Source organism: Cuniculiplasma divulgatum, from assembly GCA_031200235.1.
Taxonomy (GTDB): domain Archaea; phylum Thermoplasmatota; class Thermoplasmata; order Thermoplasmatales; family Thermoplasmataceae; genus UBA509.
This window is the reverse complement of the sequence record CP133595.1, coordinates 531587-555585: the sequence shown is the minus strand read 5'-3', so window position 1 is coordinate 555585 and position 23999 is coordinate 531587. Positions and strand designations below refer to the sequence as shown.

The 23999-nt window shown below is 49.6% G+C and carries 28 protein-coding genes and 2 tRNA genes; 20 read left to right on the top strand and 10 right to left on the bottom strand.

The window, feature by feature from the left end:
* The first annotated feature begins 81 nt into the window (after positions 1 to 81).
* From RE469_03015 to RE469_02985, 7 genes are all read left to right on the top strand, one after another.
* Positions 82 to 687, top strand: coding sequence for a nucleotidyltransferase family protein (locus RE469_03015; protein ID WMT45172.1), 606 nt, complete (start codon positions 82 to 84; stop codon positions 685 to 687).
* Between the two features lie 181 nt (positions 688 to 868).
* Positions 869 to 1357 (top strand): hypothetical protein, encoded by a 489-nt coding sequence (locus RE469_03010; GenBank protein ID WMT45171.1) that lies wholly within the window; start codon positions 869 to 871, stop codon positions 1355 to 1357.
* Between the two features lie 150 nt (positions 1358 to 1507).
* The gene (locus tag RE469_03005) at positions 1508 to 1921 is read left to right on the top strand and encodes a DsrE/DsrF/DrsH-like family protein (GenBank protein ID WMT45170.1); all 414 of its coding nucleotides are present in this window, start codon (positions 1508 to 1510) and stop codon (positions 1919 to 1921) included.
* Between the two features lie 15 nt (positions 1922 to 1936).
* Positions 1937 to 2179, top strand: coding sequence for a sulfurtransferase TusA family protein (locus tag RE469_03000; GenBank protein WMT45169.1), 243 nt, complete (start codon positions 1937 to 1939; stop codon positions 2177 to 2179).
* Positions 2180 to 2189: 10 nt separating this feature from the next.
* Positions 2190 to 3335: an FAD/NAD(P)-binding oxidoreductase gene (locus tag RE469_02995; protein WMT45672.1), complete on the top strand. Its 1146-nt coding sequence runs from the start codon at positions 2190 to 2192 to the stop codon at positions 3333 to 3335.
* A 10-nt stretch (positions 3336 to 3345) separates the two neighbouring features.
* Positions 3346 to 3876, top strand: coding sequence for a hypothetical protein (locus RE469_02990; protein WMT45168.1), 531 nt, complete (start codon positions 3346 to 3348; stop codon positions 3874 to 3876).
* 73 nt (positions 3877 to 3949) lie between these two features.
* Positions 3950 to 5119 (top strand): amidohydrolase, encoded by a 1170-nt coding sequence (locus tag RE469_02985; GenBank protein WMT45167.1) that lies wholly within the window; start codon positions 3950 to 3952, stop codon positions 5117 to 5119.
* Between the two features lie 285 nt (positions 5120 to 5404).
* Here RE469_02985 and RE469_02980 read toward each other — a convergent pair whose 3' ends face one another.
* Positions 5405 to 5962, bottom strand: a complete 558-nt coding sequence (locus RE469_02980; GenBank protein ID WMT45166.1) for a YceI family protein — start codon at positions 5960 to 5962, stop codon at positions 5405 to 5407.
* Between the two features lie 96 nt (positions 5963 to 6058).
* Here RE469_02980 and RE469_02975 point away from each other — a divergent pair, with 96 nt between their 5' ends.
* The 4 genes from RE469_02975 to RE469_02960 all read left to right on the top strand — a co-directional run bounded on the left by RE469_02975 (position 6059) and on the right by RE469_02960 (position 9745).
* Positions 6059 to 6442 (top strand): helix-turn-helix domain-containing protein, encoded by a 384-nt coding sequence (locus RE469_02975; GenBank protein ID WMT45165.1) that lies wholly within the window; start codon positions 6059 to 6061, stop codon positions 6440 to 6442.
* A 71-nt stretch (positions 6443 to 6513) separates the two neighbouring features.
* Positions 6514 to 7677 (top strand): MFS transporter, encoded by a 1164-nt coding sequence (locus RE469_02970; protein ID WMT45164.1) that lies wholly within the window; start codon positions 6514 to 6516, stop codon positions 7675 to 7677.
* A gap of 166 nt (positions 7678 to 7843) precedes the next feature.
* Positions 7844 to 8044: a hypothetical protein gene (locus tag RE469_02965; GenBank protein WMT45163.1), complete on the top strand. Its 201-nt coding sequence runs from the start codon at positions 7844 to 7846 to the stop codon at positions 8042 to 8044.
* Positions 8045 to 8275: 231 nt separating this feature from the next.
* Positions 8276 to 9745 carry an amino acid permease gene (locus tag RE469_02960; protein ID WMT45162.1) on the top strand — a complete coding sequence of 490 codons (1470 nt, stop codon included), beginning with the start codon at positions 8276 to 8278 and terminating at the stop codon, positions 9743 to 9745.
* 4 nt (positions 9746 to 9749) lie between these two features.
* Here RE469_02960 and RE469_02955 read toward each other — a convergent pair whose 3' ends face one another.
* From RE469_02955 to RE469_02945, 3 genes are all read right to left on the bottom strand, one after another.
* On the bottom strand, positions 9750 to 10673 hold the full coding sequence (locus RE469_02955; GenBank protein ID WMT45161.1) for an alpha/beta hydrolase: 924 nt from the start codon (positions 10671 to 10673) through the stop codon (positions 9750 to 9752).
* 69 nt (positions 10674 to 10742) lie between these two features.
* Positions 10743 to 11231 carry a flavin reductase family protein gene (locus RE469_02950; GenBank protein ID WMT45160.1) on the bottom strand — a complete coding sequence of 163 codons (489 nt, stop codon included), beginning with the start codon at positions 11229 to 11231 and terminating at the stop codon, positions 10743 to 10745.
* 33 nt (positions 11232 to 11264) lie between these two features.
* Positions 11265 to 11606, bottom strand: a complete 342-nt coding sequence (locus RE469_02945) for a hypothetical protein (protein ID WMT45159.1) — start codon at positions 11604 to 11606, stop codon at positions 11265 to 11267.
* A 215-nt stretch (positions 11607 to 11821) separates the two neighbouring features.
* On the opposite strand from RE469_02945, the gene iorA reads away from it, so the two are divergent.
* From iorA to RE469_02920, 5 genes are all read left to right on the top strand, one after another.
* Entirely contained in the window at positions 11822 to 13708 is a 1887-nt protein-coding gene (gene iorA / locus RE469_02940) for an indolepyruvate ferredoxin oxidoreductase subunit alpha (GenBank protein ID WMT45158.1), read from the top strand.
* Complete coding sequence (locus tag RE469_02935; GenBank protein WMT45157.1) at positions 13698 to 14309, top strand: indolepyruvate oxidoreductase subunit beta; 612 nt, start codon at positions 13698 to 13700, stop codon at positions 14307 to 14309. The genes iorA and RE469_02935 overlap by 11 nt, the downstream gene beginning before the upstream one ends.
* 130 nt (positions 14310 to 14439) lie before the next feature.
* A complete protein-coding gene (locus RE469_02930; GenBank protein ID WMT45156.1) occupies positions 14440 to 15369 on the top strand; it encodes a TIGR00269 family protein in 930 nt (309 codons plus the stop codon).
* A 109-nt stretch (positions 15370 to 15478) separates the two neighbouring features.
* A tRNA-Ile gene (locus RE469_02925) sits at positions 15479 to 15553 on the top strand.
* Between the two features lie 198 nt (positions 15554 to 15751).
* Positions 15752 to 15994: a sulfurtransferase TusA family protein gene (locus RE469_02920; GenBank protein ID WMT45155.1), complete on the top strand. Its 243-nt coding sequence runs from the start codon at positions 15752 to 15754 to the stop codon at positions 15992 to 15994.
* A gap of 198 nt (positions 15995 to 16192) precedes the next feature.
* Here RE469_02920 and coaA read toward each other — a convergent pair whose 3' ends face one another.
* Positions 16193 to 17152 (bottom strand): type I pantothenate kinase, encoded by a 960-nt coding sequence (coaA, locus tag RE469_02915; GenBank protein ID WMT45154.1) that lies wholly within the window; start codon positions 17150 to 17152, stop codon positions 16193 to 16195.
* Positions 17153 to 17264: 112 nt separating this feature from the next.
* On the opposite strand from coaA, the gene RE469_02910 reads away from it, so the two are divergent.
* The gene (locus tag RE469_02910) at positions 17265 to 17435 is read left to right on the top strand and encodes a hypothetical protein (GenBank protein WMT45153.1); all 171 of its coding nucleotides are present in this window, start codon (positions 17265 to 17267) and stop codon (positions 17433 to 17435) included.
* A gap of 21 nt (positions 17436 to 17456) precedes the next feature.
* On the opposite strand, the gene RE469_02905 is transcribed toward RE469_02910, so the two are convergent.
* From RE469_02905 to RE469_02895, 3 genes are all read right to left on the bottom strand, one after another.
* The gene (locus tag RE469_02905) at positions 17457 to 18239 is read right to left on the bottom strand and encodes a sulfite exporter TauE/SafE family protein (protein ID WMT45152.1); all 783 of its coding nucleotides are present in this window, start codon (positions 18237 to 18239) and stop codon (positions 17457 to 17459) included.
* A gap of 81 nt (positions 18240 to 18320) precedes the next feature.
* Positions 18321 to 18403: transfer RNA gene (locus RE469_02900), tRNA-Ser, on the bottom strand.
* A 31-nt stretch (positions 18404 to 18434) separates the two neighbouring features.
* Complete coding sequence (locus tag RE469_02895; GenBank protein WMT45151.1) at positions 18435 to 18857, bottom strand: CoA-binding protein; 423 nt, start codon at positions 18855 to 18857, stop codon at positions 18435 to 18437.
* Between the two features lie 109 nt (positions 18858 to 18966).
* Here RE469_02895 and RE469_02890 point away from each other — a divergent pair, with 109 nt between their 5' ends.
* Positions 18967 to 19272, top strand: coding sequence for a transcription factor S (locus RE469_02890; GenBank protein WMT45150.1), 306 nt, complete (start codon positions 18967 to 18969; stop codon positions 19270 to 19272).
* Positions 19273 to 19304: 32 nt separating this feature from the next.
* Positions 19305 to 20675, top strand: a complete 1371-nt coding sequence (locus RE469_02885) for a signal recognition particle protein Srp54 (GenBank protein WMT45149.1) — start codon at positions 19305 to 19307, stop codon at positions 20673 to 20675.
* On the opposite strand, the gene RE469_02880 is transcribed toward RE469_02885, so the two are convergent.
* Entirely contained in the window at positions 20669 to 21790 is a 1122-nt protein-coding gene (locus RE469_02880) for a hypothetical protein (GenBank protein WMT45148.1), read from the bottom strand. The two genes, RE469_02885 and RE469_02880, sit on opposite strands and share 7 nt — an antisense overlap.
* Positions 21791 to 21901: 111 nt before the next feature.
* On the opposite strand from RE469_02880, the gene RE469_02875 reads away from it, so the two are divergent.
* On the top strand, positions 21902 to 23347 hold the full coding sequence (locus RE469_02875) for an FAD-dependent oxidoreductase (GenBank protein WMT45147.1): 1446 nt from the start codon (positions 21902 to 21904) through the stop codon (positions 23345 to 23347).
* Positions 23348 to 23349: 2 nt separating this feature from the next.
* Here RE469_02875 and nth read toward each other — a convergent pair whose 3' ends face one another.
* Entirely contained in the window at positions 23350 to 23997 is a 648-nt protein-coding gene (gene nth / locus RE469_02870; protein WMT45146.1) for an endonuclease III, read from the bottom strand.
* Positions 23998 to 23999 lie beyond the last annotated feature (2 nt).

Here is a 23999-nt window from a genome sequence, read left to right as displayed (position 1 = left end):
GGCCCTCTTATACTGCAGGCAAAAAATTCATGGAAAGTCAATATCCAAGTGCTAAAATAGGGACTGTGCCATCAGGGTAACGTGAAAGTATGTGCGGCAGTTCTGGCATCGGGAATGGGCACAAGGTTCGGAGGAGACAAGATATCTGCCCTGATGGGAGGAAAGCAGGTTGTATGCTATGCCGTAGACGACCTGGTAGCTGCTGGGCTGGAAGAGATCATGCTGGTTGTGCGCCCTGAAACAGTGGCTGAAAGGCTGGCCTGCAATGGTGAAGCAAAAATTGTCAGGAATGCACATTACCGGGAAGGCATGGCTTCCTCCATAAGGACTGCAGTCAACAATGCAGGAAATGGCTGTGACGGATTGCTTCTTGTGAATGGCGATATGCCATTATTCGGCCAGGCCAGGTACAGGGAAATGGTGGCAATATTCTTGAACAATCCGGATTGCATAGTGGCTGCCACAGTTTCCGGTGTAAGGAGAAATCCTGCCATCTTCCCCGCTTCAATGATGAAGGAGCTGCTTGGGCTAAAGGGAGAGGATGGCGGGAGAAAGCTTCTTGCCTCATATTCCGGGAATGTCGTGGAATATGCGGTAGGTTCCATCACAGCGGTCATGGATATTGACACGCCGCAGGACCTGGAAAAGGCAAATTCAATATTAAGAAATCAGGGCAAGCGCACCTGACTCAGATTATTTCCCCCAATGGCTGGCCACGCCACCAGGATGCCAGGAACGCTGGATCCGTACGGCGCACAGACAGCAAACAAACTCCCAAGGTGCGGCTTAGCCTGCACCAATGCTTTCATTTATTCATTGATTCAAAGGCTTCAATATCATTATATCCAACTGTTCCAATACAGTTCAGTTGGCGCAGATAAAGTTACGTGACAATCTTGAGAATATTTACAAGGTCAAGACACTAGTAATCATCTCGTTCATCCTGACTTTCCTGCTTGAAAACCATTACATAAAGTTTCTGTCTGATCCTGCACTGTCGGCGAAATTCAACACGTTCTTCAGCAATGGGAGCCTCCTCAGCCTTTACGGCACCCTAATAGGGCTGTTGCTGACTGCATATTCCCTCATAGTCACCATAATACCCCTCTTTTCCGCGGACAGCCTCCAGAAACCCATTTTCAGCCAGATCAACAGCCTCTTCGTCTTCACCATACTTGACGGCATACTGCTGTTGATAATCTTCTTTGCCGGCGGACTGATACCGGACAACTCTTCTTTCCTCTTTCTTGACTCAGAGATTTTCTTCTTCCTTTGTTTCCTCATAGGGCTCATATTCTGTGTGCTTACCCTCTCGGACCTGTTCAGGATCATAAGGCGCCGTGGAGTCAGAAGATAGTATTCAGATATTTCTTATACATAACATTATAATCTATTGACCAGGTTCTTTAAATAATATATAAACAGAATGTAGCTATTAAAACCATCTTCTTAAGGTATAAGGCATGGTCATTTTGTATGGACCTGCGATGATAGAATTGGTGAATCTATGGTTGACAAGGCATCTATAGTTCTGGCATCAGGGACTGTGGACAAACTGATGGCAGGATCCATAATAGTCTCCGGAGCCGTGGCCAATGGGATGGAGGTCAATGTTTTTGTGACTTTCTGGGCACTCATGGAGATGAGGAAGAATGCCGGCGAGAACACGAAGCTGGGCGTTGAAGGCAAGGGAATGGAGAAACAGCTTTTCAGCATAATGAAGGAGAAGAAAGTCCCGTCGTGGAAGGATACCCTGAAACAGGCCATGGAAGTCGGTGACGTTCATGTGTACGGCTGCGCAATGTTTGCTGACCTGATGGGAATCGGAAAAGATGACCTGGACCCAATGATCGAGGAAGTCATAGGTGTTTCCCAGTTCGTAGACATGGCAAAGGATTCCAAGATGACCCTGTTTATCTGAAAGAGGTGAATGAATATGGCAGAAGAAATTAAACCTGACAAGGTTGTGGATGCAAGGGGAAGTTTCTGCCCCGGACCACTCATGGAAATGATAAAGGCATACAAGCAGGCCAAAGTAGGTGATGTAATATCCGTATACTCCACGGACAGCGGCACCAAGAAAGATGCCACAGCCTGGATAAACAAATCCGGAAACCAGCTCATAGGTGTATTCGATCGGAACGGATATTACGAGATCGAAATGAAAAAGGTAAAGTGACGTGGTGAATATGGGCAATGGCAGGACGAACGTTCTGGTGCTTGGTGATGGTGCTGCAGGCATCATCATCTCAAACAAGCTGAGGCTTCTCACGGACCGTGAAAGGGTATCTATTTCCATTGTGGGGAACACCCCGCTCCACTACTTCAAGCCTGATGGGATCCACATCCCGCTGAACCTGAAGAATTACAGGGACAGTGTCAAGCCAACGGCATTTGTCATAAACCCCGGCATAGAATATATTAGGGACATGGCCACACATATTGATCCTGAGAACCGGAAGGTAACCCTTCTTGGTGGAAAGACCCTGGACTACGATATACTCATAGTGGCAACGGGAAACAGGTTTGCCCCGGATGAAATTCCAGGCTACAGGGGAAGCGCAAACCACTTCTACGACCTGCCAAGTGCCATTGACCTCAGGGATCAGCTCAGGAAATTCAAGGGCGGAAAGATAGTAATCGGGCAGGCAAGCATCCCCATACAGTGCCCTCCTGCACCCTATGAGTTCACGTTCCAGCTGGAGGACTATCTCAGGACAAGGGGTATCAGGGACAAGACCCAGATAGATTATGTGTATCCGCTGAACAGGGTGTTCACCATAGCTAATGTCTCGGACGAGGTCCAGAGGCTCTTCGATGAGAAGAACATCAATTACCACACGCTGTTCAATGTGGAGAGCATTGACCAGGAGAAGAAGCAGGTAAACTCCCTTGAAGGAGAGACCGTGGACTATGATCTGCTGGTGATGATACCCCCACACAGGGGACAGCGCTTCATAACAGAATCAGGGCTTGCCGATGAATCAGGCTATATTGACGTTGACAGGCACAAGCTGAACTACAAGGATCACGACGATCTGTTCGCAATCGGGGATGCCACAAACCTGCCCATCTCAAAGGCAGGTGCAACAGCCCACTTTGAATCTGAGTACCTGGCAAACAGGCTGGCATATGAAACTTCAGGGCATGTGTACGATGAATCATACAACGGCGAAGTTGCATGCACAACAGTGACCGGGGAAGGGACGGCAATGACCCTCTACTTCTCATACAACAAGCCTCCAAGGGCATGGTATGAGAGCAAATTTGACTACCTCCTGAAGTGGACCTCGGCAGATACGTATTTCACGGCAATGCTAAGGGGGATAATGTGAGATGACAGAAATGGAAATACATGATAAGGAAGAAGAGAATGAGGTCGAGGCAGTTGACCCCATGGAGAAAATCATAGAGAAGGTGGCGGACAACAGTGACGCTCTGCTCACGCTGCTGGATATACTTGAAAAATTGAAGGAGGCGGGGATAATAAAGCTGCTGAGCGACGTATCACAGTCATATCTTCCAACAGATGTGGAATTCTTTGGCAAGTTCATCTCATCCAAGGAGTTCGCCAACGGGATCATGAAGACTGGAAACGTTCTGCTGGCATTGCTGTTCGCGCTTTCCGATGAAAGGACCGCCGACACAATTAAGGCCATACTGTTCAACCTGCCTGATATTTCCAAGGACCTGGTTGATACCATAGGGAGCGGGAAGAAACAGACCCTTGTTGGAATGTACTCAAGCATCAAGAATGACCAGGACCTCTTCCTTGGGCTCACGGCCTCCATGAAAGCAATGTCAAGGATCACGAAGTCAATCAAGAAACTGGATTACAGTGACCCTGTTGAGAAGCTCAGGCAGATGAACCAGTGAAGCCGATCTGCTCCCCATTCCATATTTTTATGAATAAATTTTAATCCATCGCATATTTTACGTATTGATATCAATGGCGATTTCTCATAAGGAACTGAATGATTACATTATCTCCAAACGCAGGTATTTTCACGAAAATCCTGAACTGAGTTTCCAGGAATCCAGTACAGTTGCATATCTGAAAAAGGAACTTGAGAGTATGGGTTTAAATGTCACCGAGGTCCCAAAGGGAGGGATATTTGCTGACCTGGTGGGTGGGAGACCGGGGAACAGTGTTGCCGTCAGGGCTGACATTGATGCGCTTCCAGTAACGGAGGAGAATGATCTTCCGTACGTGTCAAGGAACAGGGGCGTAATGCATGCCTGCGGACACGACGCGCACATGGCCATGCTCCTGGGCGTGGTTCGCATGGCTGTGGCCAGGAAGAATGAGCTCAGCGGAAAGATAAGGTTCATGTTCCAGAGGGCAGAGGAAAGGCCACCAGGAGGAGCGGTTTCGCTTATTTCAGGTGGGGTCCTGAACGGCATGGACTTCGTCATAGGCCAGCACGTGATGTCCACAATTCCTGCAGGAAAGGTAGCGCTCTTTCCAAGGGAAGCAATGGCCAATGCCGATGAGTTCACAATAAGGATACATGGGAAAGGGGGTCACGGTTCAGCCCCCCATGAGACCGTTGACGCCCTGATGATTTCAGCGCTGTATATTGCCGAGGCGCAAACCATCGTATCCCGTATGATAGATCCGCAGGAAGCCGGTGTGGTGACATTTGGAACCATAAATTCCGGATACAGGTACAACATAATAGCGGCACACTCCGAGATGACCGGCACAGTTCGCACATTCTCCGAGGGCGTGAGGAAGACCATCAGGGAGAGCCTTGAAAAGCTGCTGTCAAGGATATGCGAGGCCTATGGCGCCACATATGAGTTCCACTATGAGGAAGGATATCCAGCCGTCATTAACAGCCCACAGGTCACGGACATAATCGGGAAGGCAGCCGAAGAGATCCTGGGCAAATCCGCCCTTCTTTACCCGAAGCCAAGCATGGGCGGGGAGGACTTTGCTTACTATCTCCAGAAAATTCCGGGTGCCTTCTATTTCCTTGGGGTCGGAAACCAGGAGAAAGGGATCACCAGCCCGCAGCACAGCCCAACATACAATGTGGATGAGGATGCCCTCCTGAACGGGTCCAGTTTACTGCTGAGGGCAGTAGAGAAGCTGACGTCTCTGCAGAAACAGTAACAGGAATATCTGTGCAACTGTCATGAAAATCAATGACAGGCGAACTGATGGCTGGAATTTTCAGCAATATTGGGGAACCAGGGGTCACTGACGTAACCTATACGAAGCGTGATGAGACATTTGAAGTGGAGTTCAACGCCACCTGCCGGGGCTTCTGCAATGCAATCAGGAATGACGGAACCAAGAAACGTGGTATAAGCGCAATCCATAGGAAATGTGAGAGAAGCAGTTTACGGCCAGAAATTATCCATGATAGGAAACTCCAGGCAAGCTCCTCTAAAAAAATTACTGTGAAGCAGCTTCCTGCTTCTGGGCAACCGGGCTGTAGGCCTCAAGCTGGAGGTAAAGATTCACCTTGTCGCCAAGCATGAGTCCGCCACCCTCAAGGGCCATGTTCCATTTCACGTCGAAATCTCCCCTGTTGATTGTTGCGGAGGCAGTGAGCCCAAACCTGTCGTTTCCATAGGGGTCCTTTATCTTGCCGCCGTATTCTCCCTTGAACACAACTTCCTTTGTTATGGCCTTGATCCTGAGATCGCCGGTGATCTTAACTTCATCCGCAGATCCAGTAACTTTCTTCACGGTGTACTCAACAGTGGGGTACTTATCCATGGCAAGTATCTCATCGGACCTGAGGTGGTTGTCCCTGTCCGCGGTACCCGTGTCAATGCTGGCAACCTTTATTGTGAAATGGGCCTTCAGGGTTGAGAAGTCATCCGGGTTTCCCCTTATCTCGCCGTCGAATTCCTTGAACTTGCCTCTTACCGTTGAAATCATCATGTGCCTTATGCTGAACTCTATGCTTGAATGAACTTTGTCCACAAGCCATGTCTTCTCTTCCATTTTTTTCACCTAACTATACATTTGTAACTTACTTACAATTGTAATCTCAGTATAGCAGTTACATTTAAATAATCTCTGTAACTCACTCTAAACAAGATGGCATACAGTAAATCAGATGAAATAGTTGAAATAACTTCCCCAAAGAAAGATAGTTGTCCCATTGTTGAAGCAATCAAGGAGATAGGGGGCGAGTGGCGACTCATAGTCATACGCTACCTTAATGACGGCCCCATGGGATTCAATGATCTCCTGAAGAGCATAGAAGGGCTGAACTCCAAGACGCTTTCATCCACACTGAAGTACCTTGAGGCACACGGGATTGTCACCAGGGAGGTAGAGAGCACCAGGCCCTTCAGGGTGCGGTACGATCTCACAGAGAAGGGCAAATCGCTCAAGTATTCCCTTGAGGATCTAAAGCGGTGGGGCCAGCAGTGGATCATGAAAAAGGCAGACATGCCGCAGAATGGCCAGCTGCCATGAATAGCGAAAGTTAACAATACAGTTGATAATCCCCGTTCACGAGAGCAAGCGGACGTTCTATTTCGGTTGCCATGCAGGCACTGCTTTTCATGACCCTTGGTAACTTCAATGATTCCGCCTACTCACCACTTGCTCCATTCATAAAATCTGATTTTCTCCTTTCCTCAGCCCAGCTCGGGCTCATCACGAGCTTCATTTTCATAGGCTCTTTGACAATGTCATCAATGACAGGCTATTTTGTTGACCGCCTTGGAAGGAACACCGCACTGAAAATAGCCTTTGGCATGATGGCTCTTGGATCACTTGTTGCAGGATCTGCTCAGAACTATCCAGAAATAGTGTCGGGCTTCTTCATCATAGGATTTGGATACGGCATAGTGACCCCTTCCACAAACAGCTCTGTGATGGCAGCTTATTATCCGCATCACGCTCGAACAATGGGAATAAAACAGTCAGGTGTTCCTCTTGGGGCGGCACTGGCGGCTCTTGCCCTGCCACTTGTCGCCCTGCACTTCTCTCTCAGGGATGCCCTCATACTCACGGCCCTGATCTCTGGAGGCCTGGCAATCGGCATAGCCCGGGATGTCAGGCCGGAAGGAAGCAGGGGCTCTGGGAAGGGGTACGTGCGGGAGTTCTTCTCAACGTGGCGCAACCGCCTGCTCCTGCTGGTAAGCCTTCCGGTGGCATTCCTGTCTTGGGGCCAGCAGTCCCTGCTCACATACTTCGTTGTATACATGAGGTTCAGGGGCTTCCCAATCATCTGGTCGGAAATACTCCTGGCTGTCCTGCTTGCAGGTTCCGTGGCAGGCAGGCTCTTCTGGGTGAACCTTTCCGAGAGGATGTTCAGCAGGAACAGGTCAAGGATGATCGCAATGATCATGCTCATAGCAGGCCTCCTGTTCATAACCTTCTCCCTGGTGGCCGGAAACATTCTGGAAGCAGGCGTGATGGCATTTGTCCTCGGCATGAGTGCCATAGGCTGGAACAGCACATACGTTACACTGATATCTGAAATTGCCCCGCGCGACCGCATCGGCCTTTTCAGCGGCGTGAGCCTCATGATGATAAGCATGGGGACAATACTTGGCACGCCGCTTTCCGGAACTGTTGTGGACGTGATCTCATACAACGCCATGTGGAGACTCATCGGGCTCTTCCTGATCCTGATGTCTCTCACCGTTGCCCTCATGCAGAGATACCTGGCAAGGCACATTTCCGGAACCCCCAATCCATGAACGAATCCATAATGATCTGGCGAGGTTCGGTGTAACCACAGTATTTTCGGGCCGGATGAATGATGCACCCTGTTGATGCTTCTTAGAGGATTTCCATGGATTCCAGGCCCGCGCATTGAGAGGTTGCTACCTCTTCCTTCATGTATTTTGCACGGAATACGACATAATGTTATTCACCCAGCTGTGGATTCCAATTTCATGTGCCAGGATTGCGCTGAAGAGGACTGTACTTGCAGCAGCTGCTACTATTACAGGCATAATTCAGCCTGTCCGCAGTGTGGCCACACCATATATCTGGACTGCTGCCAGGGTTTTTAGGCCCCTGGGAGCTCCAGTCAACCGGAAGAATGACACCCGCGATGCCTAATCATAAATTATATGCCATATTTGTAAAATATCTCATTGATATTTATGAAGAGACCAGTATAAGTTGACATAATATCGGATTTTAGCCTGGAAACAATACAGTTTTATATTATGGGGTCAATAAGGAAAACATAAGCGGCTAGAATGTGAAACTGCCATGATTCAGCATGCAGCGGATAAAGTGATTTCTTCCCGCTTGCGCCAGATATAGCCTGAAGGGAGCAAAAACATAATGATGCGAAGAAGAAACAGGTTGCAGAAGAACGCAGTGGGCCTGTTCCAGGGAGTGTTCCAGTCTCTTGGGCAGGTTGCCCCGGCAGCAGATATTGCTATCCTGCTGGTGGCATCTTTCTCAATTGCTGGCCCTGACACAGTCCTGTCTGTAATATTCGGATGGCTCATTTACGCACTGTGGATGATAACGCCCTACCAGTTCAGCAAGTATAAGTCCAACGCCGGAAGCTACTATGCTTACGCCTCATCCGCAACAGATCGAGGAAGACTGGGGCCAATAACGGCTTTCAGCTTCATGTATTACGATATAACAGGGGCGGCATTCGGGATACTCGGTCTGTCCAGCTTCATATTCCTCATATCGCCTGCAATAAGCAGCATCCCATACATATGGGTCATATTTGCAGCTGCCTTCACGGGTTACATAATCGCAGTCACGTATTTCGGCATAAAGCCTTCACTGGGATACAATGCAATTGCCGGACTTGCCGAGGTCCTGTTCCTGCTCATTGGAGCAATAATAATCATAATCAGGGTTGGGCCGGGAAACTCAGTGCTGCCATTCACAATTTCCAGGTCAACCGGCATTGGGTTTTCCGCCATTATGTTCGGCGCGGTGTTCTCAATTCTCGATTTCACGGGAAGCGGGGTGGTCACAACGGTTTCCGAAGAGATAAAGGAGCCCAAGAAGAACATAGGAAAATCCATCATATTCGCCATGGTCCTCACCGCAATATCAATAATACCTGCAACCTACGCACTTACCGTTGGATGGGGTATTGGCCACATTGCGAGCTTCGCCACAACCAACGATGCCGGCCTTATAGTGTTCAGCAGGTATCTTGGGCCAGTCGGGCTGGTTCTCCTGATAATATTCACAGTGAACAGCTACCTGACCAACGGGGTATCCAAGGCAACCGCCGTGAGCAGGTGGTGGTATTCAGCTGCCCGTGATGGCGTTGTCTTTCCCAAGAGCCTGAGCAGAATCCATCCCAAATACAAGTCTCCTGCCAATGCATTAATTGCGTGGGCGCTGGGGTCGTTTGCGCTTGACGTAATCATGGGGGTGATCTACGGCCCGGAAAACGCTGCATTCATTCTGGAGGCAGGCACAGGCATCTCGATCATCCTGGTCCACATAATGGCCAACACTTCACTGACTTTTTTCACCAGGAGAATAGGTGAGTTCAGGCTGCTGACGCACGGAATTGCACCGGCAGCAGCCACTGCCATAGGGCTTGTAGTCATATACTTCTCCATGAGCGATGTTGTGGCAAAATGGCTTTCCACGCCATCACCAATAAATGACGCCTATTTTGGGTCACTAATTGCAACAATGCTGTGGGTTATCCTTGGAGGGCTGGCCGTAACCATGTACTATTCCAGGCACAGGCCGAACACCCTGGAAAGAGCTGGGGAATTTGACGTGGAGGGTGTGAGCTACACTGGATTCAAGGAGAATCAGTGACAGGTCAGCGGGATCCCAGCTTCTTTCCGACCAGTGACCACACCATGTCGGCAACGCAAGCAGCAGCGGGAACAACCGGTGTGAAGCTCAGGAATCCATGAATCATTCCCATTGCCCTTATGCCGGTCACAGGAATGCCTGCGGACCCGAGCCTTGATACATATGTCTCACCCTGGTCCCTGAGGGGATCATGCTCTCCTGTTATGATTATGGCCTCAGGTAACCCTGAGAGATCAGGATGCAGGATGGGCGAGAAGTAAGGGTTCAGGGCATCAGCCTTATTTCCCAGGTACATGTCACCGAACCAGTCAATCTGATCCCTGGTGAGGAAGAAGCCATCAGAGAATTCACGCAGTGATTCGGAGAAGAAGTCAGGGCCGAGAGCAGGATAGAATAGAATCTGAAGCATGGGTTTTTCAATGCCACGGTCCCTGATCATGAGGCTGACGGCAGCGGAAAGGTTCCCGCCGGCACTGTCCCCTGCCACGGCAATCCTGTCAGGGTCAACGTCAAGCTTCCTGGCATTTTTCCTTGCCCATACATAGGCAGTGAAAGCATCCTCTACCGCGGCTGGAAACTTGTGTTCAGGGGCAAGCCTGTAATCCACAGAAAGAACCTTGCAGCCGGATTCCCGGGCTGCCCTGCGGCACACCGCATCGTGGCTTTCCAGGTTTCCAAAAACGAAGCCGCCCCCATGGAAATACAGTATGAGGGACCTGGTGCCATCCTTCGGATCATAAAGCCTGGCAGGGATTTTTTCGTCGCCTATGGACATGTCTGTGGTCCGGCTTATCTGGATATCCTCCTTCATCAATGGGTTGTTGTCCATCATATTCCGCAGATCGCCAACATCCATGTCCCTGAAATTGGGCATGTTCATTTCAGAAATCATCTTCAAGAGCTTCGCAACATCAGGATCAAGAGCCATTTCTATCCTATGATCATGCCATATCCTGCCTAATAATGTTGTGGAAGGCACTGTATTATAGCATTGCCATCAAGGATTAGACGGCAGTTCCCGGAATTTCCTGCGGTAATACAGTATGGGATTTCCTTCCTTGAGACTGTATGCAGCTGTGACATTTCCCAGAAACATTATATGATCCGCAACTGGAATCTGATCCTCAAGTGTGCATTCAAGGCAGGCAATTGAACCCGGGATAACAGGGATTCCATTGCTGCCACTCTCAAAGTGATCCTGAGCGAACCTCGTTGCGCTGTCCGGATCTGCAAATTTTCTTGCATCCGCCTCCTGACTGGCACTGAGTATGTTCACGTTGAATTTCCTGCTTCCTGCTATGGCCTGTGCTGTATGGCTGCCGGCAGTTATGAAAACCGCAATAAGAGGTGGAGTCATGGAGACTGAAGTGAAGGAGTTCATGGTACCGCCCACTGGCTTTCCTTCAGAAAGGGAGGTCACAATAGTCACTCCGGTTGGATAGCCCCTCATCACCTCCCTGAACGTCTGTTCCGTATTTTCCTGCATATCTAAAGCCTTAACGAATAATTTCTAAACAACTCAGAATACTATTGGCACATAGTCATCATTTACAAGGGCGGCAAGCCTCTCTCCAGCAGGCTGGAGATCAACACCCTTTTTCAGTATGGGCTCAGTGAGCGTGAATTTCTCTGCGATGAATTTGCATGCTGAATCAATATGGTGGTTCTTTATGAGGTAATCAACGTTGTCCTTGATTCCGGGTGATTCATCAAGCAGGAGCTTTTCGCTCTCGCCCTGCAGTATTACTTTCACGTCGCTGAATCTTTTGTGTTCAGCGGCCCTTCTTGCCACTGTAAGTCCCATGGCTGCTCGATCCTTTTCCGAAGCTACAATGTAAAACAGTGCTTTTTTCATGGACATGAAACTGTGATGTAAAGCTGCTTTAAAATTTTCATGTAATTTTTTGAGCAGGTTATCAGGATACCTCAGTTTCAGCAGATTAACATTGCTGCACATGCAATCCATGGAATATTGAACCCCGCTGCATAAAGCAGGCGCCATGAGTGGAATTGACTGACATAGCATTAGGGATCGCATTGAAATAACCGGTAATTGATTATCATATTGTGCACTAAATGTCATCATATGACAGTATCCTCAAGGCAAAACCGGGAGACAGGCTTTTTCTCCTTGGAAACGAGGCAATAGCCCGTGGTGTCATAGAGGCTGGCGTCGATGTTGCCACCACATACCCTGGCACTCCATCAAGCGAGGTTGGCGATGTTCTATTCGAGATAGCGGGAAAGGCTGGGCTGAAGTTTGAATTCTCCGTGAACGAGAAGGTGGCCGTTGAATCTGCCTTTGCCGCGTCCATATCGGGCCTCAGGTCCTTTGTATTCATGAAGCACGTGGGAATGAACGTGGCGGCAGATGCCATCATGAGCATAGCATATACAGGTACAGGGGCTCCAATGGTAATAATGACGGCAGACGATCCGTCAATGTTTTCGTCCCAGAATGAGCAGGACAACAGGATATATGCGCAGCTTGCCCATCTGCCATTAATTGAGCCCTCGAATCCGCAGGAGGCCAAGGACTTCCTGAAGATTGCATTCATGATATCTGAAAGGGAAGGCCTGCCAGTCATGTTCAGGACAACCACCAGGACAAGCCACATGCGTTCCTCCGTTGTCATGGGTGAAATACAGGAAAGGCACAGGGAAAATATACCCGCACCTCCGGGCAAGTATGTGGCACTCCCGTCAAATTCATACAGGTACAAGGAAGCCCTGATCTCAAGGATGGAGAAGATATCCGGCGAGAATTACCAGGACCTGCTGGTGACCAGGATTGGAAATCCGGAATCAATGCATGGAATCATAGCGTCCGGAGAGGCATTCAACATAATGATGGACAGCATGAAGAAGCTTGGGCTGGACATTGAAGTGCTGAAGCTGGGAATAATAAACCCATTTCCGGAGAAGATGGTGGCAGAATTCATGCAGAAGCATCCAACAGTCATAGTGGCTGAGGAGGTGGACCCTGTAATCGAGACCGCCTGCAGGTCCCTGGCCCAGAAGAAAGGCCTCAGTGTCAACATTACTGGAAAGCTCGACGGTGTCTTCCCAATGAGCCATGAACTTTCCCCCAATTCAGTGGATAAAATACTCAGGGAGATCCTTGCCCTTGGCAGGAAGGAACAGACAGGTACGAGCCAGCTTTCCATGGATGTGCCTGCAAGGCCTCCTGTCCTGTGCCCCGGATGTCCGCATCGCGGCACGTATTTTGCCGTGAAGAGGGCAGTGAAGATGCTCAGGATCAGTGATCCTGTTTATTCCTCCGATATAGGCTGTTATTCCCTGGGAGACTATGATCCGTTCGACGAGGCTACGGTCATGCTCAGCATGGGCTCATCAGTGGGTGTTGCCTCCGGCCTCACTGCCGCCACGGACAGGCGCGCAATTGCCTTCATTGGAGATTCCACATTCTTCCATGGAGGAATCCCAGGTCTGATAAATGCTGTGCACAACAAATCCAGGCTGCTCCTTGTCATAATGGACAATGATATTACAGCCATGACAGGCAGGCAGCCAAATCCCGGAACTCCGTTATTCCTTGCAGGACCGTCCACAAGGGAAGTATCAATAGAGGATGTGGTCAGATCAGCAGGAGTTGATTTTCTTAAGGTTGTTGATCCGTATGACCTGAAGGAAACCCTCACTGCCGTAATGGATGCGCTGAGGCACGACGGAGTGTCCGTGATCATAGCCAAGCGTGAATGTGCATTAATCCGTGACAACAGGAACAGGAAGCTCGGGGTTGAGGTCAGGTTCATGGTTAATCCTGATAAATGCACCGGCTGCATGAACTGTGTCACGAACTTCGCATGCCCTGCCATGTCCGTATCTGGGAACAAGGTGGTTATCGATCCAAATATCTGCGACGGATGCAGCGTATGCACCCAGCCCTATGTCTGCCCATTCCATGCAATAGAACTTGAGGGTGATGCAGGTGCAGCATAATATCATCATAGCAGGAGTCGGTGGACAGGGCGTGGTGACCCTGGGGCTCATGATCTCTAACGCGGCAATGTCAGCGGGCCAGAAGGCAATAATGTCAGAGATACACGGACTTGCCCAGAGAGGAGGTTCGGTGTCAGTGGACGTCAGGATTGGGGACTATTATGCCCCAATAGTGCCTGACGGCGATGCGGATATAATCGTGGCACTGGAGCCCCTCGAAGCACTCAGGTCGCTCAGAAGGGCAGGACCACACACGATCATGGTGATGAGCACGGAAAAGCTACCCCCTGTTTCGCTGGGAATCAACAGGAAGCAGTATCCCGATATTGATGATATCAGCAGGGCCATACAGAAGGAAGTTAAACTGCACAGCATAAACGCACTGGAGCTCGCAAGGGCGGCAGGGAATTATCGCACCGTGAACACCGTGATTGCAGGTTTCCTGTATGGGCTTGGCATTCTGGAAATCCCAAGGGAGATACTGGAAGGTGAGATAACCAGGATATTTTCCGGGAAGGCAGCAGAGGCAAACCTGGCAGCATTCAACTCAGGATATGAAGCTGCAAAGGCAGAAGGGATACAGGAGAGAACTGTTTCGTGATCTGCCAGCAGGTCACCGTACCATGATGGGCACTGAGGTTCACGCGGTGGTTTGAGCCATGAGTCATAATTTACCGCATCTTCATAACCCGCATTGGAAAGAGCAATAATGTAGATAATCATACACCTCCATGAAGTGTACTATCTGCGGCAGGGACGCTGTTTACGAGGCCAGGTACAGCGGTGAAATGCTCTGCGCGGATCACTTCATCGCTTCAGTTGACAGGAGAATCAGAAGGGAGATAAGGGACCAGGTATCATTTTCAGGTGCCCACATAACAATATCTGTTGCGATCTCAGGGGGCAAGGACAGTTCTGTCACCCTCTATTCTCTGGCAGAGCTATTCAAGGGCAGGAAGAATGTCACGCTGAAGGCATTCACAGTGGATGAAGGCATTGAAGGATACCGCAGCTCCGGCCTGGAGAAGGCACGCATGCTTTCCAGGATGCTGGGTGTGGAGCACTCAACCATATCATTTCAGGATCATTTCGGCACAACCATGGATCGCGTTGTCTCGGAAAACCCTGACGCCATTCCATGCTCGCGCTGCGGCCCCATGAGGAGGCAGATGATGAATCTTGAAAGTCTCTCCCTTGAATCGGATTATGTTGCTCTTGGCATGAATCTTGACGACTACTCCCAGTCAATACTCATGAATGTGGCCCGAGGAGACGTTGACAGGCTTGCCAGGATGGCACCGCACAGTGATTCCCGGGAAGGCATGGTCAGGAGGATACTGCCCCTGAGGCGCATCCCCGAGAAGGAGGTAATGCTTTACGCCATCCTGAAGGGGATCGACTTTGATGCTTCATGGTGCCCTTACTATGAAAAAGCACAGAGAAACACGTTTCGCGACGTTGTGGAAACACTTGAAGAACGCTCCCCTGGAACACGTTTTGCGCTGCTGAACTTCCTTGACAGGATCAAGCCATCAATACGGGGCGGCTCAGATACGGCAGTGGGAAAATGCGCAGTTTGCGGCCAGCCGTCATCCAGCGAGATTTGCCCGGTATGCGCCTCTTCTTCAGAAAACTTGAATGAAATTTACCACAGGAAATGATCGAGCAGAAATTGGAAACTGAACAAGCATATCTACTGTTAGGTTGCGAAATGTTTATTACGGCTCCTCCAATTTTAGGGGGCTTCCATTTCCAGTATTTCTGGAAACAGGGGTTGTAGCTTAGCATGGTTTGAGCACCCGGCTGATAACCGGGAGGTCACCGGTTCAAATCCGGTCAGCCCCATTTATTAACCGGACTTTTTGATTCAGTTGGATTTTAGAAATGCACCATCCATCTTTATGAGGTTCCCGGGAAAAATCAAGTACGTCAGGTTTTCCTTTGAAATTGCCGCGAATAATGAGAACTTCTCTTGAGGATGGCTTTGTTTATATGTCAAGTTGGGATTACGGATTCACATCAAGTCCCACGGGATGTGATAAAATGGAAAAAGAATTGAAACCGGCAAAGATAGTTGATGTGCGGGGAACAATTTGTCCTGGAGCTCTCTGGGAGATGCTCATAGCCTACAAGGATGCGAAAGTTGGGGATATTATAGCTGTATATTCTTCGGATCCAAGCGTAAAGGATGATGCTCCTGCCTGGGTGGACAAATCACAAAATGAGCTTGTAGGTGTATATGACCGCGACGGATACTATGAAGTTATGATGCGAAAGACGAAGTAAATACCTCAATTCGCATTTTCTTCTTTTTAATCAATTGTATAAGTCCCATTAATTTCTTCCAAATGGCAAACAGGCAGAGGACTCCGTACCGGGTAACGATTTCAAATTGCGTTGAATATTCTTGCTAGGGGAATCCTCCCATACTGATCAGGGATGATGGGGATTACCGTGTAAAATCCAATGAACTGTGGCTCAGTTTCATATTTTTCTCATAAATACATCGGTCACAGAATGATCGGGTCCCTTCTTCAGGATCAGGTGTGCGTGGTATTTTGTGGGCTCAATATTCTGCCTCAGGTTCACGGCATTGATCTCTTCCCATATGGACGAAGCTGTTGCTATGGCATCTTCAGTGTCCAACTCCGCATACTTCCTGAAAAAGGACTTTGGATCCCTGAATGCTGTTTCCCTGAACACCAGGAACCTGTCGATGTACCATTTCTTGATGTCTGCAACATCGGCATCCACATATATGGAAAAATCAAAGAAGTCTGATACAAGTAGTTCAGGATTGGTCTGGGATGCCATTGTACTCCTGGTCTGGAGAACATTGAGCCCCTCCAGTATGACTATATCCGGCCTCTTTATCTCCTGGAACTGCCCCGGAACTATGTCATAGGTCAGATGTGAGTAGAGGGGAATCTTGAGATCATCTTTACCACTCTTAAGCTCATAGAGAAAGTGAATCAGTGCCCTCACATCATAACTTTCGGGAAAGCCCTTCCTGTTCATGAGTCCCTTTGCTTCCAGCACGCTGTTTGGAAGCAGGAAGCCATCTGTTGCAATGAGCGAAACCTTTGGTGCAGTGGGCCATCTTGAAAAGAGGATCTTCAGGAGTCTTCCTATGGTGCTCTTCCCAACCGCAACGCTGCCTGCCATCCCCACCACATAGGGTACCTTCTCCCCCTTCTCCTTGAGGAACTCCCGCCTGGAATCGTAAAGCTGCCTGGCTGCGCAGTAATATATGTTCATGAGCCTGGACAGAGGCAGGAAAACCTCTTCAACCTCCTGGAGCGAGATTTTCTCGTTTATTCCTCTTATTATGCTGAGGTCCTCCTCTGACACGGTCATTGGAGTTGAATCACGAAGTGCTTTCCACTCATCCCTTGTGAAAGATATGAATGGAGAGACCTTGCTTTCATTGAGAATTTTAAGCAATACTATACGCTCCCTGTTTTTTCAAGTTAGCGGGTCAGGAGAATGATTGCGATTTGAGTATAAACATTTCCTGCATGAACTATGCTTATCTTCAGGTTCAGCATGTGTATGAATGCATAAAGTGTGTCCCATGTGCCATTCTGACAACGTGACGGGAGCAATGATCATGATCATGGGTCAGTACAAGTGCCTGGACTGCGGCTACAGTGGCCCATTTGTAATGGAGATGGATGACGATGCATACCAGGAGCTTCTCCTGGATGACGCGAGGAAGAAGGGATGATCACAGCAAGGTTTGTAACTATCAGAGGATGATCTTGAAAAGTTCCACAAAGATCACCACGATAAACACGGTTCCTATGGCTGCATATATGCCTTTCTCGGAGGTTCTGTGAGCAAGATATGAGAATCCAATACCGGATGCAAGGGAAGCCACCCCTATAATGGCAGCAGCAGTAAAGTCAATAAGCCCAAGGGAAGCATAACCAACAGTCCCGCTGAACGCGGAGAAAAACATGGCAAGGGTGGCTGTGCCCACCATTTTCTGTGCAGGTACAGTGAAGAGGAGCATTGTTATGCCTATGAACATGATGCCTCCGCTGGTGCCTATTGTGCCCGTCAGAAATCCCACTGGAATGCTCAGGGCAAAGGCAAGTGGAAGTGCCTGCATCTCCGGAAAGGATAGGTGAATATTCTTTTTTTCACGGGGTTTTCCAAATGCCCTTCTGTACATCTGGAAGGCAAGCACCGCTGTGAGAACAACGAATGCGATTTCCAGTGGATGCTGGGATATGGACACAGCTACCCTTGACCCTATCTGTGCTCCTATGATTGCGCCAAGGCCCATGAAAATCCCGCTCCTCACGTAGACACTGCGCTTCCTGAGATATACGTATATGACTATGGATGTGGTTATGACGTCCACAAGAAGGCTCGCACCCACCGATCTCTGGAACGTGAATCCCATGAGGCTCAGTGCGGGCACAACAACCAGAACGCCGCTGCTGCCAGTCATTCCAGTGAGTGCGCCAACTGCCACGCCGACGATCATAAGGATAAGGATATCCAGCACTGCCTGTGATTTCACCACCTCTTAAAAACAATCCCCATGTGGCATCATATTTCATGAATGAGGAAATTTAAACCATACAGGGAACAAAATCAGTAACGCCGGGGGGGAGATTCGAACTCCCGAGCTACAAGAGCAATAGATCTCGAGTCTATCGCCTTACCAGGCTAGGCTACCCCGACCCAATGTGTATGGAACTTCCGGTTAAGATTTTTATGCTTTGCTGTGGTATTTCCTGTGCTCCTTCATCATGCAGCGATCCATAACTACCTGTATGCCGTGGGATTTCGCAAGTTCAGCAGCCTCCTGGTTCACAACTCCCTCCTGGAGCCATACTACTGCTGGTTTCAGTTTCAGGGCTTCCTCCACCACCTGCAGTGCCGCATCTGGTTTCCGGAAGACATCCACTATTTCCACCCTGACATCTTCTGGAATGGATGAAAGGTCCCTGTATGCCTTTATGCCCAGCCACTGGTCCAGCGCTGGATTAACCGGCAGTATGTTGTACCCGGACTGTTTCAGGTATTCAGCTACCCTGTAGCTGTCACGGTCAGGCTTGTCGGATATGCCAACAACTGCCACTGTTCTGTACCTGTCCAGAATTTCCGGAATGTGTTCCTCGTCAAATTTCGCCATGCCTCACAATATTCAAAGTAGTAATTATCATTTTTGTACAACATCTTGCCGGAATTAAGCAATTTGTAAAGGTCAATGTATATATACTATCTCGGAATTCATCCTTTCTATGTTCTGTCCTAAATGCGGTTCACTCATGACACCCTCAAACGGAAAGATGGTCTGCACCAATTGCGGGTACACCCAGACAGCCGGAACAGGCAAGTCAGGCAAGATAGTAAGCACCTCCGCAGCCAAGGAGGTAATAATGATCAAGGAGGAGAAGAATGCGGAGCCTCTGGATTCCGATGCAGTCTGCCCAAAATGCCACCACAAGGGCGCATATTATCTCCTGAAACAGACCAGGTCTGCAGATGAACCGGAAACGAAGTTTTACACCTGTGAGGAATGCGGCTACAGGTGGAGAGAATATTAAATCCTTGGATTCATTTCTACCAGTGATGCTTAATGGTTCTTGAAGGGCTGGCCGGATCGCTCAGGGAGACAATACGCAAGATATCACGTGCAAGCTACATTGACAAGGAGACAATAAAGGAGGTTTCCAAGGAACTTCAAAGAGCGCTCCTGAAGGCTGACGTGAATGTCAAGCTTGTCCTGAATCTTTCTTCCACCCTTGAACGCAGGGCCAGCGAGGAAAAGCCCCCTGCTGGCATGACCGAACAGGACTACATGATCAAGATCATCTACGAGGAGCTCCTGAAGATTCTGGGGGAGGACTCAAAGATAGAGCTTGGTGAGCAGACCATTATGCTCGTTGGTCTATACGGTCAGGGCAAGACCACAAGCGCAGGCAAACTTGCCAAATTTTTCCACAGGAAGGGGCTCAGTGTTGGGCTCATAGCAGCAGATGTCCACAGGCCGGGAGCCTACGATCAGCTGGAACAGGTGGCAAAGCAGGTGAATGTCCCGTTTTATGGCGAGAAGGGGCAGAAGAATCCAGTCAGGATAATAAGCAACGGCCTGGAACAACTGAAGGACCTCAAGGTGAAGATCATTGATACCAGCGGCAGGGATTCACTGAACCAGGAACTTATTGACGAGATCACGGAGATAAAGAAAAAATTCCAGCCAAAGGAGGTCCTCCTGGTCATGGACGCCACCATAGGGCAGCAGGCAGGCCCGCAGGCAAAGGCTATAAACGATGCTGTAGGAATAACGGGAGTCATAATCACCAAGATGGACGGCACTGGGAAGGGTGGAGGGGCCCTCAGTGCGGTTGCAGATATCCATGCGCCCGTGTATTTCATAGGTACGGGGGAACACATGGATGATCTTGAGGTCTTCAATGCGAAGAAGTTCCTGTCACGCCTGCTTGGCCTTGGTGACCTGGAAACACTTCTTGAGGCATTCCAGGAGACCCAGATAACAGAGGAAGAGGCCGAGGAATCAATGAACCGCCTCATGTCCGGGAAATTCAATCTCAAGGACATGTACGAGATCTGGGAGAAGTTCGCGCAGCCCGGCATAATGAGGAAGATGTTTGATGCCCTCCCGCTCTCAAAAATTCCCGGCGGAGGGAAGATCGGTGCTGAGGACCTGGACAATGCTCAGGACAAGCTGAACAACTACCGTGTCATAATGGATTCCATGACCTTCTATGAGCTGGAGCATCCAGACGAGATAAATGCCAGACGCATCGTCAGGATAGCCAGAGGATCAGGAAGGGAGGAAACTGATGTGAGGAATCTCCTGAGGGAGTTCAAGGCAATGAAGAACAATCTCAAGGCCATGAAGGGCAACCGCGGATTCAAGAAACTCATGAGGAACCAGATAAAGGCCGGCAATTTCGGTCTGGAGAATCTCGAGGGCATTCAGTGATCCTCATTAAGGAGGTCCATAAGCCCGCCAATATCCATGTGCATCCGCCTTTCAATCTCAGCTACCGATATTTCTGAATATTCTTCTGTGGCAAGTTTTTCCATGAATTTTTCAATTTCACGGGGCTGTGCTTTCATGAGTTCGTTGTAGAGAAGGAACTCATCCCTCGGAGATTGTGCAAGTTCTGCCTGAAATCTCTCCGTGTATCTCTGGACAGCATTTTCAACCCTGCCTTCAAGCTGGGCAGTTATGCATTCTGCCGCAAGCTGAGCCGTGGCGACAGACTGGTGGAACGCAGTTGAGAAAATGGGATTCCACAGGCCTGACTGCAGCCCCGCAACAATGGCACCACCGTATTCTGGTACGGGTGCAGCCGGTAGGGCAAAGAACTTCTGTCCGACGGCAACTGAACCTGATGGCGATACTGTATCAGCAACGGTCACTCCAGGCTTTCCAGGCATCAAGCATATTGAATCGTGAAAGCCCCCGGGAATGGGATTTTCAATGTTGATGCAGTGTTCATGGCCATTGAAGATCAAGGAGGCAATTTTTCTTTCATCTGTCCGGGCCACTGATCTGCCATAACTGAAACCTGGCCGGGCAAGGTTTTGCAGCGGTGGCCGGCCTGCAAAGGCAGGTGCACTGTCCCATGATCCGCCAGCCAGCACCAAAAAACGCGACCTGAGCAGTTCCTCATGGGAACCGGTCCTGACCATAACTTCAAAGTCGCCCTGGGCATTCAGTGAAACGGCTTCTGCCCTGGACCTGATGTGGACATGGGAGCCTTCCAGCGCAGCAAGTGCCGTGATCTCCTTTTTGAGCCGGTCTGTCTCAACTGCGGCATTGAATGCATCGCCTTCCTTTCCTGATGCTGCCATGGTCAGCGCGGCCGATCCGCAGTGGATTTCAACGCCATCAAGCATCTCAATGGGCATTTCATCTGGATCTGCCCCGGCAGACCTGACATCCCTGACGTTTACAAGATCATCGCATGTCATGGGAGCGCCGATCTCCATCCTCATGTCAACGATTGCCGTGGCGAAGCCGCGCTTCTGAAGAATCCTTGAAATCACTGACCCGGACGGGCCACCACCGATTATGATGCAGTCAGGCAATGTCAACGTAATGCGTCTGGTATCATTTTGTTTTTCATTGATTCTGTCACTCCGGCCGGATCAAATAAATTTTAAATATGGTGCCATATACTCAGGCAGTAGTCGATTTTCATGAACAGCGTGGACAATTATGATATAATAGTTGCAGGAGCAGGCCTTTCCGGCATGCTTGCAGCCACTGTTGCTGCAAGGGCCGGCAAGAGGGTCCTGATGCTTGACAGGAACACGGAGGAGGAAGTTGGGAAGAAGACAGTATGGGGCTGGACATGCGGGGATGCAGTTGCCGGATCGCACATAGACTTCGTTACCAAAAAATTGGGAATTTCATTCGGATTCCCGGAACTTGACAGGAGGGTTGACGGCGTTTATGCAATTTCACCTGACCTCAAGACAAGGTTCATGTTCGAGGGGGTTGGATTCACCCTTGACAGGCCTGAGTTTGAGTCCAAGCTCCTGCAGATTGCCAGGAAGACAGATGTGGAATACATCAGCCAGTTCGACATTTCTGGGCCGGTCCTTGACGGGAAGAAGGTCGTGGGAGTCCATGGAAGGGACAGGAACAAGGAGGAGAAGGAATTCAGGGCAAAGGTTGTCATAGATGCCCTTGGCGTTTCAACAGTCCTGAGGAGGAACCTGCCTGAGAACCCTTACATAGAGAGGACAGTGGACATAGACGACATTGAATCAACAGGCAGGTACATCTATGAATTCGATCTTGATCATGCCGATCTGAAGTATTACGATCCTGACAATGCGCTGATCCACCTGAACAACGAGATCGCCCCAGGCGGATACGGCTGGGTGTTTCCCAAGAGCGGTAACAGGATAAACATTGGCCTGGGTGTCCAGAAGAGAAGCCTGGACATCAGGAACGCCAAGATGAAGAGATCAGACAACCTGCAGACCCTCATAGACAATTACGTGAAATGGAATCCTGCCCTCAAGAACCTGCGGATATTCAACAAGAACAACAACGGAAAGGGCATATGGTCCGTCTCGGTCAGGAGGCAGATGGAGAGCCTGGTGTACGACGGGTACATGGGAGCCGGAGACAGCATGGTCATGCCAAATCCCATCAGTGCTGGAGGAATCGGCCCGGCGCTCATATCGGGAATACTTGCTGGAGAAAATGCAGTCCGCGCTGTGGAGGAGAACGACACGTCCGTGAAGGGCCTGTGGAAGTACAATCTTGACTACAACCAGGCATACGGAAAGAGAACGGCTGGAATGGAGGTTTTCAGGATATACCTGCAGTCCCTGAACAACGATATCCTGAACTACGGCATGAGGACATTCCTCACAACCAAGGAGGCATCGGACATAACACTGGGGCTCATCCCGGAACTGAGCCTTGCATCAAAGTTCAAGATGGTGCTGAAGGGCGCCACCAACGTAAGGGCATTCTCAAACCTTGTCTATGTGGTGGGAAAGATGAAGGAATTCAACAGCCTCTACGATGCTTATCCAAAGACGCCGGAGGAGTTCGCTCCATTCAAGAAAACCGTGAAAACAATCATAGAGGACGCCAAGGAGAGGTTCAAGCCCAACCCTGTCTGATCCTATTTCTTCCCCAATTTTTTCTTTCCATATTGGCAGATGCCGTTGATCAGGCATTCGCTGCATCTTGGTCCAACCGGGCGGCATATCTTCTTCCCGAATTCAACCATTGTTGGATTGAAGCCAACCCACATGTCCTCAGGGACTATTTTCATGAGCCTCTTCTCGGTCTCCTCAGGCGTTGCGGCTGGTGCCCATCCTATGCGTGCAGCAATCCTGAAAACATGAGTGTCAACTGCTATGGCCGGCTTCCCGAATGCATCAGCCAGTACCACGTTTGCGGTTTTCCTTCCCACTCCCGGTATCTTTGTGAGTTCATCAAGCGAGGGCGGCACATTCCCGTGAAAATCATCCACTATGATCCGCGCTGCCTCGATAACCCTTGCTGCCTTGACCCTGCTGAATCCCACCCTTGATATGATGGCGAGGACATCCTCGTATCTGGCCCCGGCAAGTCCAGCCGCATCATGATACCTCTGGAACAGCCCGCGTGCTGCTGCATCTGTAACCTCATCCTTTGTCCTGTGGGACATTATTGTGGTGATGAGAACCCAGAACGGATCATGGAATTCAAAGTGATGTGGAGGAGCCTGTTTTCTTATTGAGGAATATACCTCCATGAATGTTGCCCTGGATTCACTGAGATTCATCA

Bases quoted from the DNA above. Each gene is read 5' to 3' on its own strand.
- RE469_02930 (WMT45156.1), top strand. From the start codon at position 14,440: ATGAAGTGTACTATCTGCGGCAGGGACGCTGTTTACGAGGCCAGGTAC.
- RE469_02920 (WMT45155.1), top strand. From the start codon at position 15,752: ATGGAAAAAGAATTGAAACCGGCAAAGATAGTTGATGTGCGGGGAACA.
- RE469_02990 (WMT45168.1), top strand. From the start codon at position 3,346: ATGGAAATACATGATAAGGAAGAAGAGAATGAGGTCGAGGCAGTTGAC.
- RE469_02995 (WMT45672.1), top strand. From the start codon at position 2,190: ATGGGCAATGGCAGGACGAACGTTCTGGTGCTTGGTGATGGTGCTGCA.
- RE469_02910 (WMT45153.1), top strand. From the start codon at position 17,265: ATGCATAAAGTGTGTCCCATGTGCCATTCTGACAACGTGACGGGAGCA.
- RE469_02875 (WMT45147.1), top strand. From the start codon at position 21,902: ATGAACAGCGTGGACAATTATGATATAATAGTTGCAGGAGCAGGCCTT.
- RE469_02945 (WMT45159.1), bottom strand. From the start codon at position 11,606: ATGTCCATGAAAAAAGCACTGTTTTACATTGTAGCTTCGGAAAAGGAT.
- RE469_02890 (WMT45150.1), top strand. From the start codon at position 18,967: ATGTTCTGTCCTAAATGCGGTTCACTCATGACACCCTCAAACGGAAAG.
- RE469_02975 (WMT45165.1), top strand. From the start codon at position 6,059: ATGGCATACAGTAAATCAGATGAAATAGTTGAAATAACTTCCCCAAAG.
- RE469_02955 (WMT45161.1), bottom strand. From the start codon at position 10,673: ATGGCTCTTGATCCTGATGTTGCGAAGCTCTTGAAGATGATTTCTGAA.
- iorA (WMT45158.1), top strand. From the start codon at position 11,822: ATGTCATCATATGACAGTATCCTCAAGGCAAAACCGGGAGACAGGCTT.
- RE469_02980 (WMT45166.1), bottom strand. From the start codon at position 5,962: ATGGAAGAGAAGACATGGCTTGTGGACAAAGTTCATTCAAGCATAGAG.
- RE469_02885 (WMT45149.1), top strand. From the start codon at position 19,305: ATGGTTCTTGAAGGGCTGGCCGGATCGCTCAGGGAGACAATACGCAAG.
- RE469_02960 (WMT45162.1), top strand. From the start codon at position 8,276: ATGATGCGAAGAAGAAACAGGTTGCAGAAGAACGCAGTGGGCCTGTTC.
- RE469_02950 (WMT45160.1), bottom strand. From the start codon at position 11,231: ATGCAGGAAAATACGGAACAGACGTTCAGGGAGGTGATGAGGGGCTAT.
- RE469_03005 (WMT45170.1), top strand. From the start codon at position 1,508: ATGGTTGACAAGGCATCTATAGTTCTGGCATCAGGGACTGTGGACAAA.
- RE469_02965 (WMT45163.1), top strand. From the start codon at position 7,844: ATGTTATTCACCCAGCTGTGGATTCCAATTTCATGTGCCAGGATTGCG.
- RE469_03000 (WMT45169.1), top strand. From the start codon at position 1,937: ATGGCAGAAGAAATTAAACCTGACAAGGTTGTGGATGCAAGGGGAAGT.
- RE469_02895 (WMT45151.1), bottom strand. From the start codon at position 18,857: ATGGCGAAATTTGACGAGGAACACATTCCGGAAATTCTGGACAGGTAC.
- nth (WMT45146.1), bottom strand. From the start codon at position 23,997: ATGAATCTCAGTGAATCCAGGGCAACATTCATGGAGGTATATTCCTCA.
- RE469_02985 (WMT45167.1), top strand. From the start codon at position 3,950: ATGGCGATTTCTCATAAGGAACTGAATGATTACATTATCTCCAAACGC.
- RE469_02970 (WMT45164.1), top strand. From the start codon at position 6,514: ATGCAGGCACTGCTTTTCATGACCCTTGGTAACTTCAATGATTCCGCC.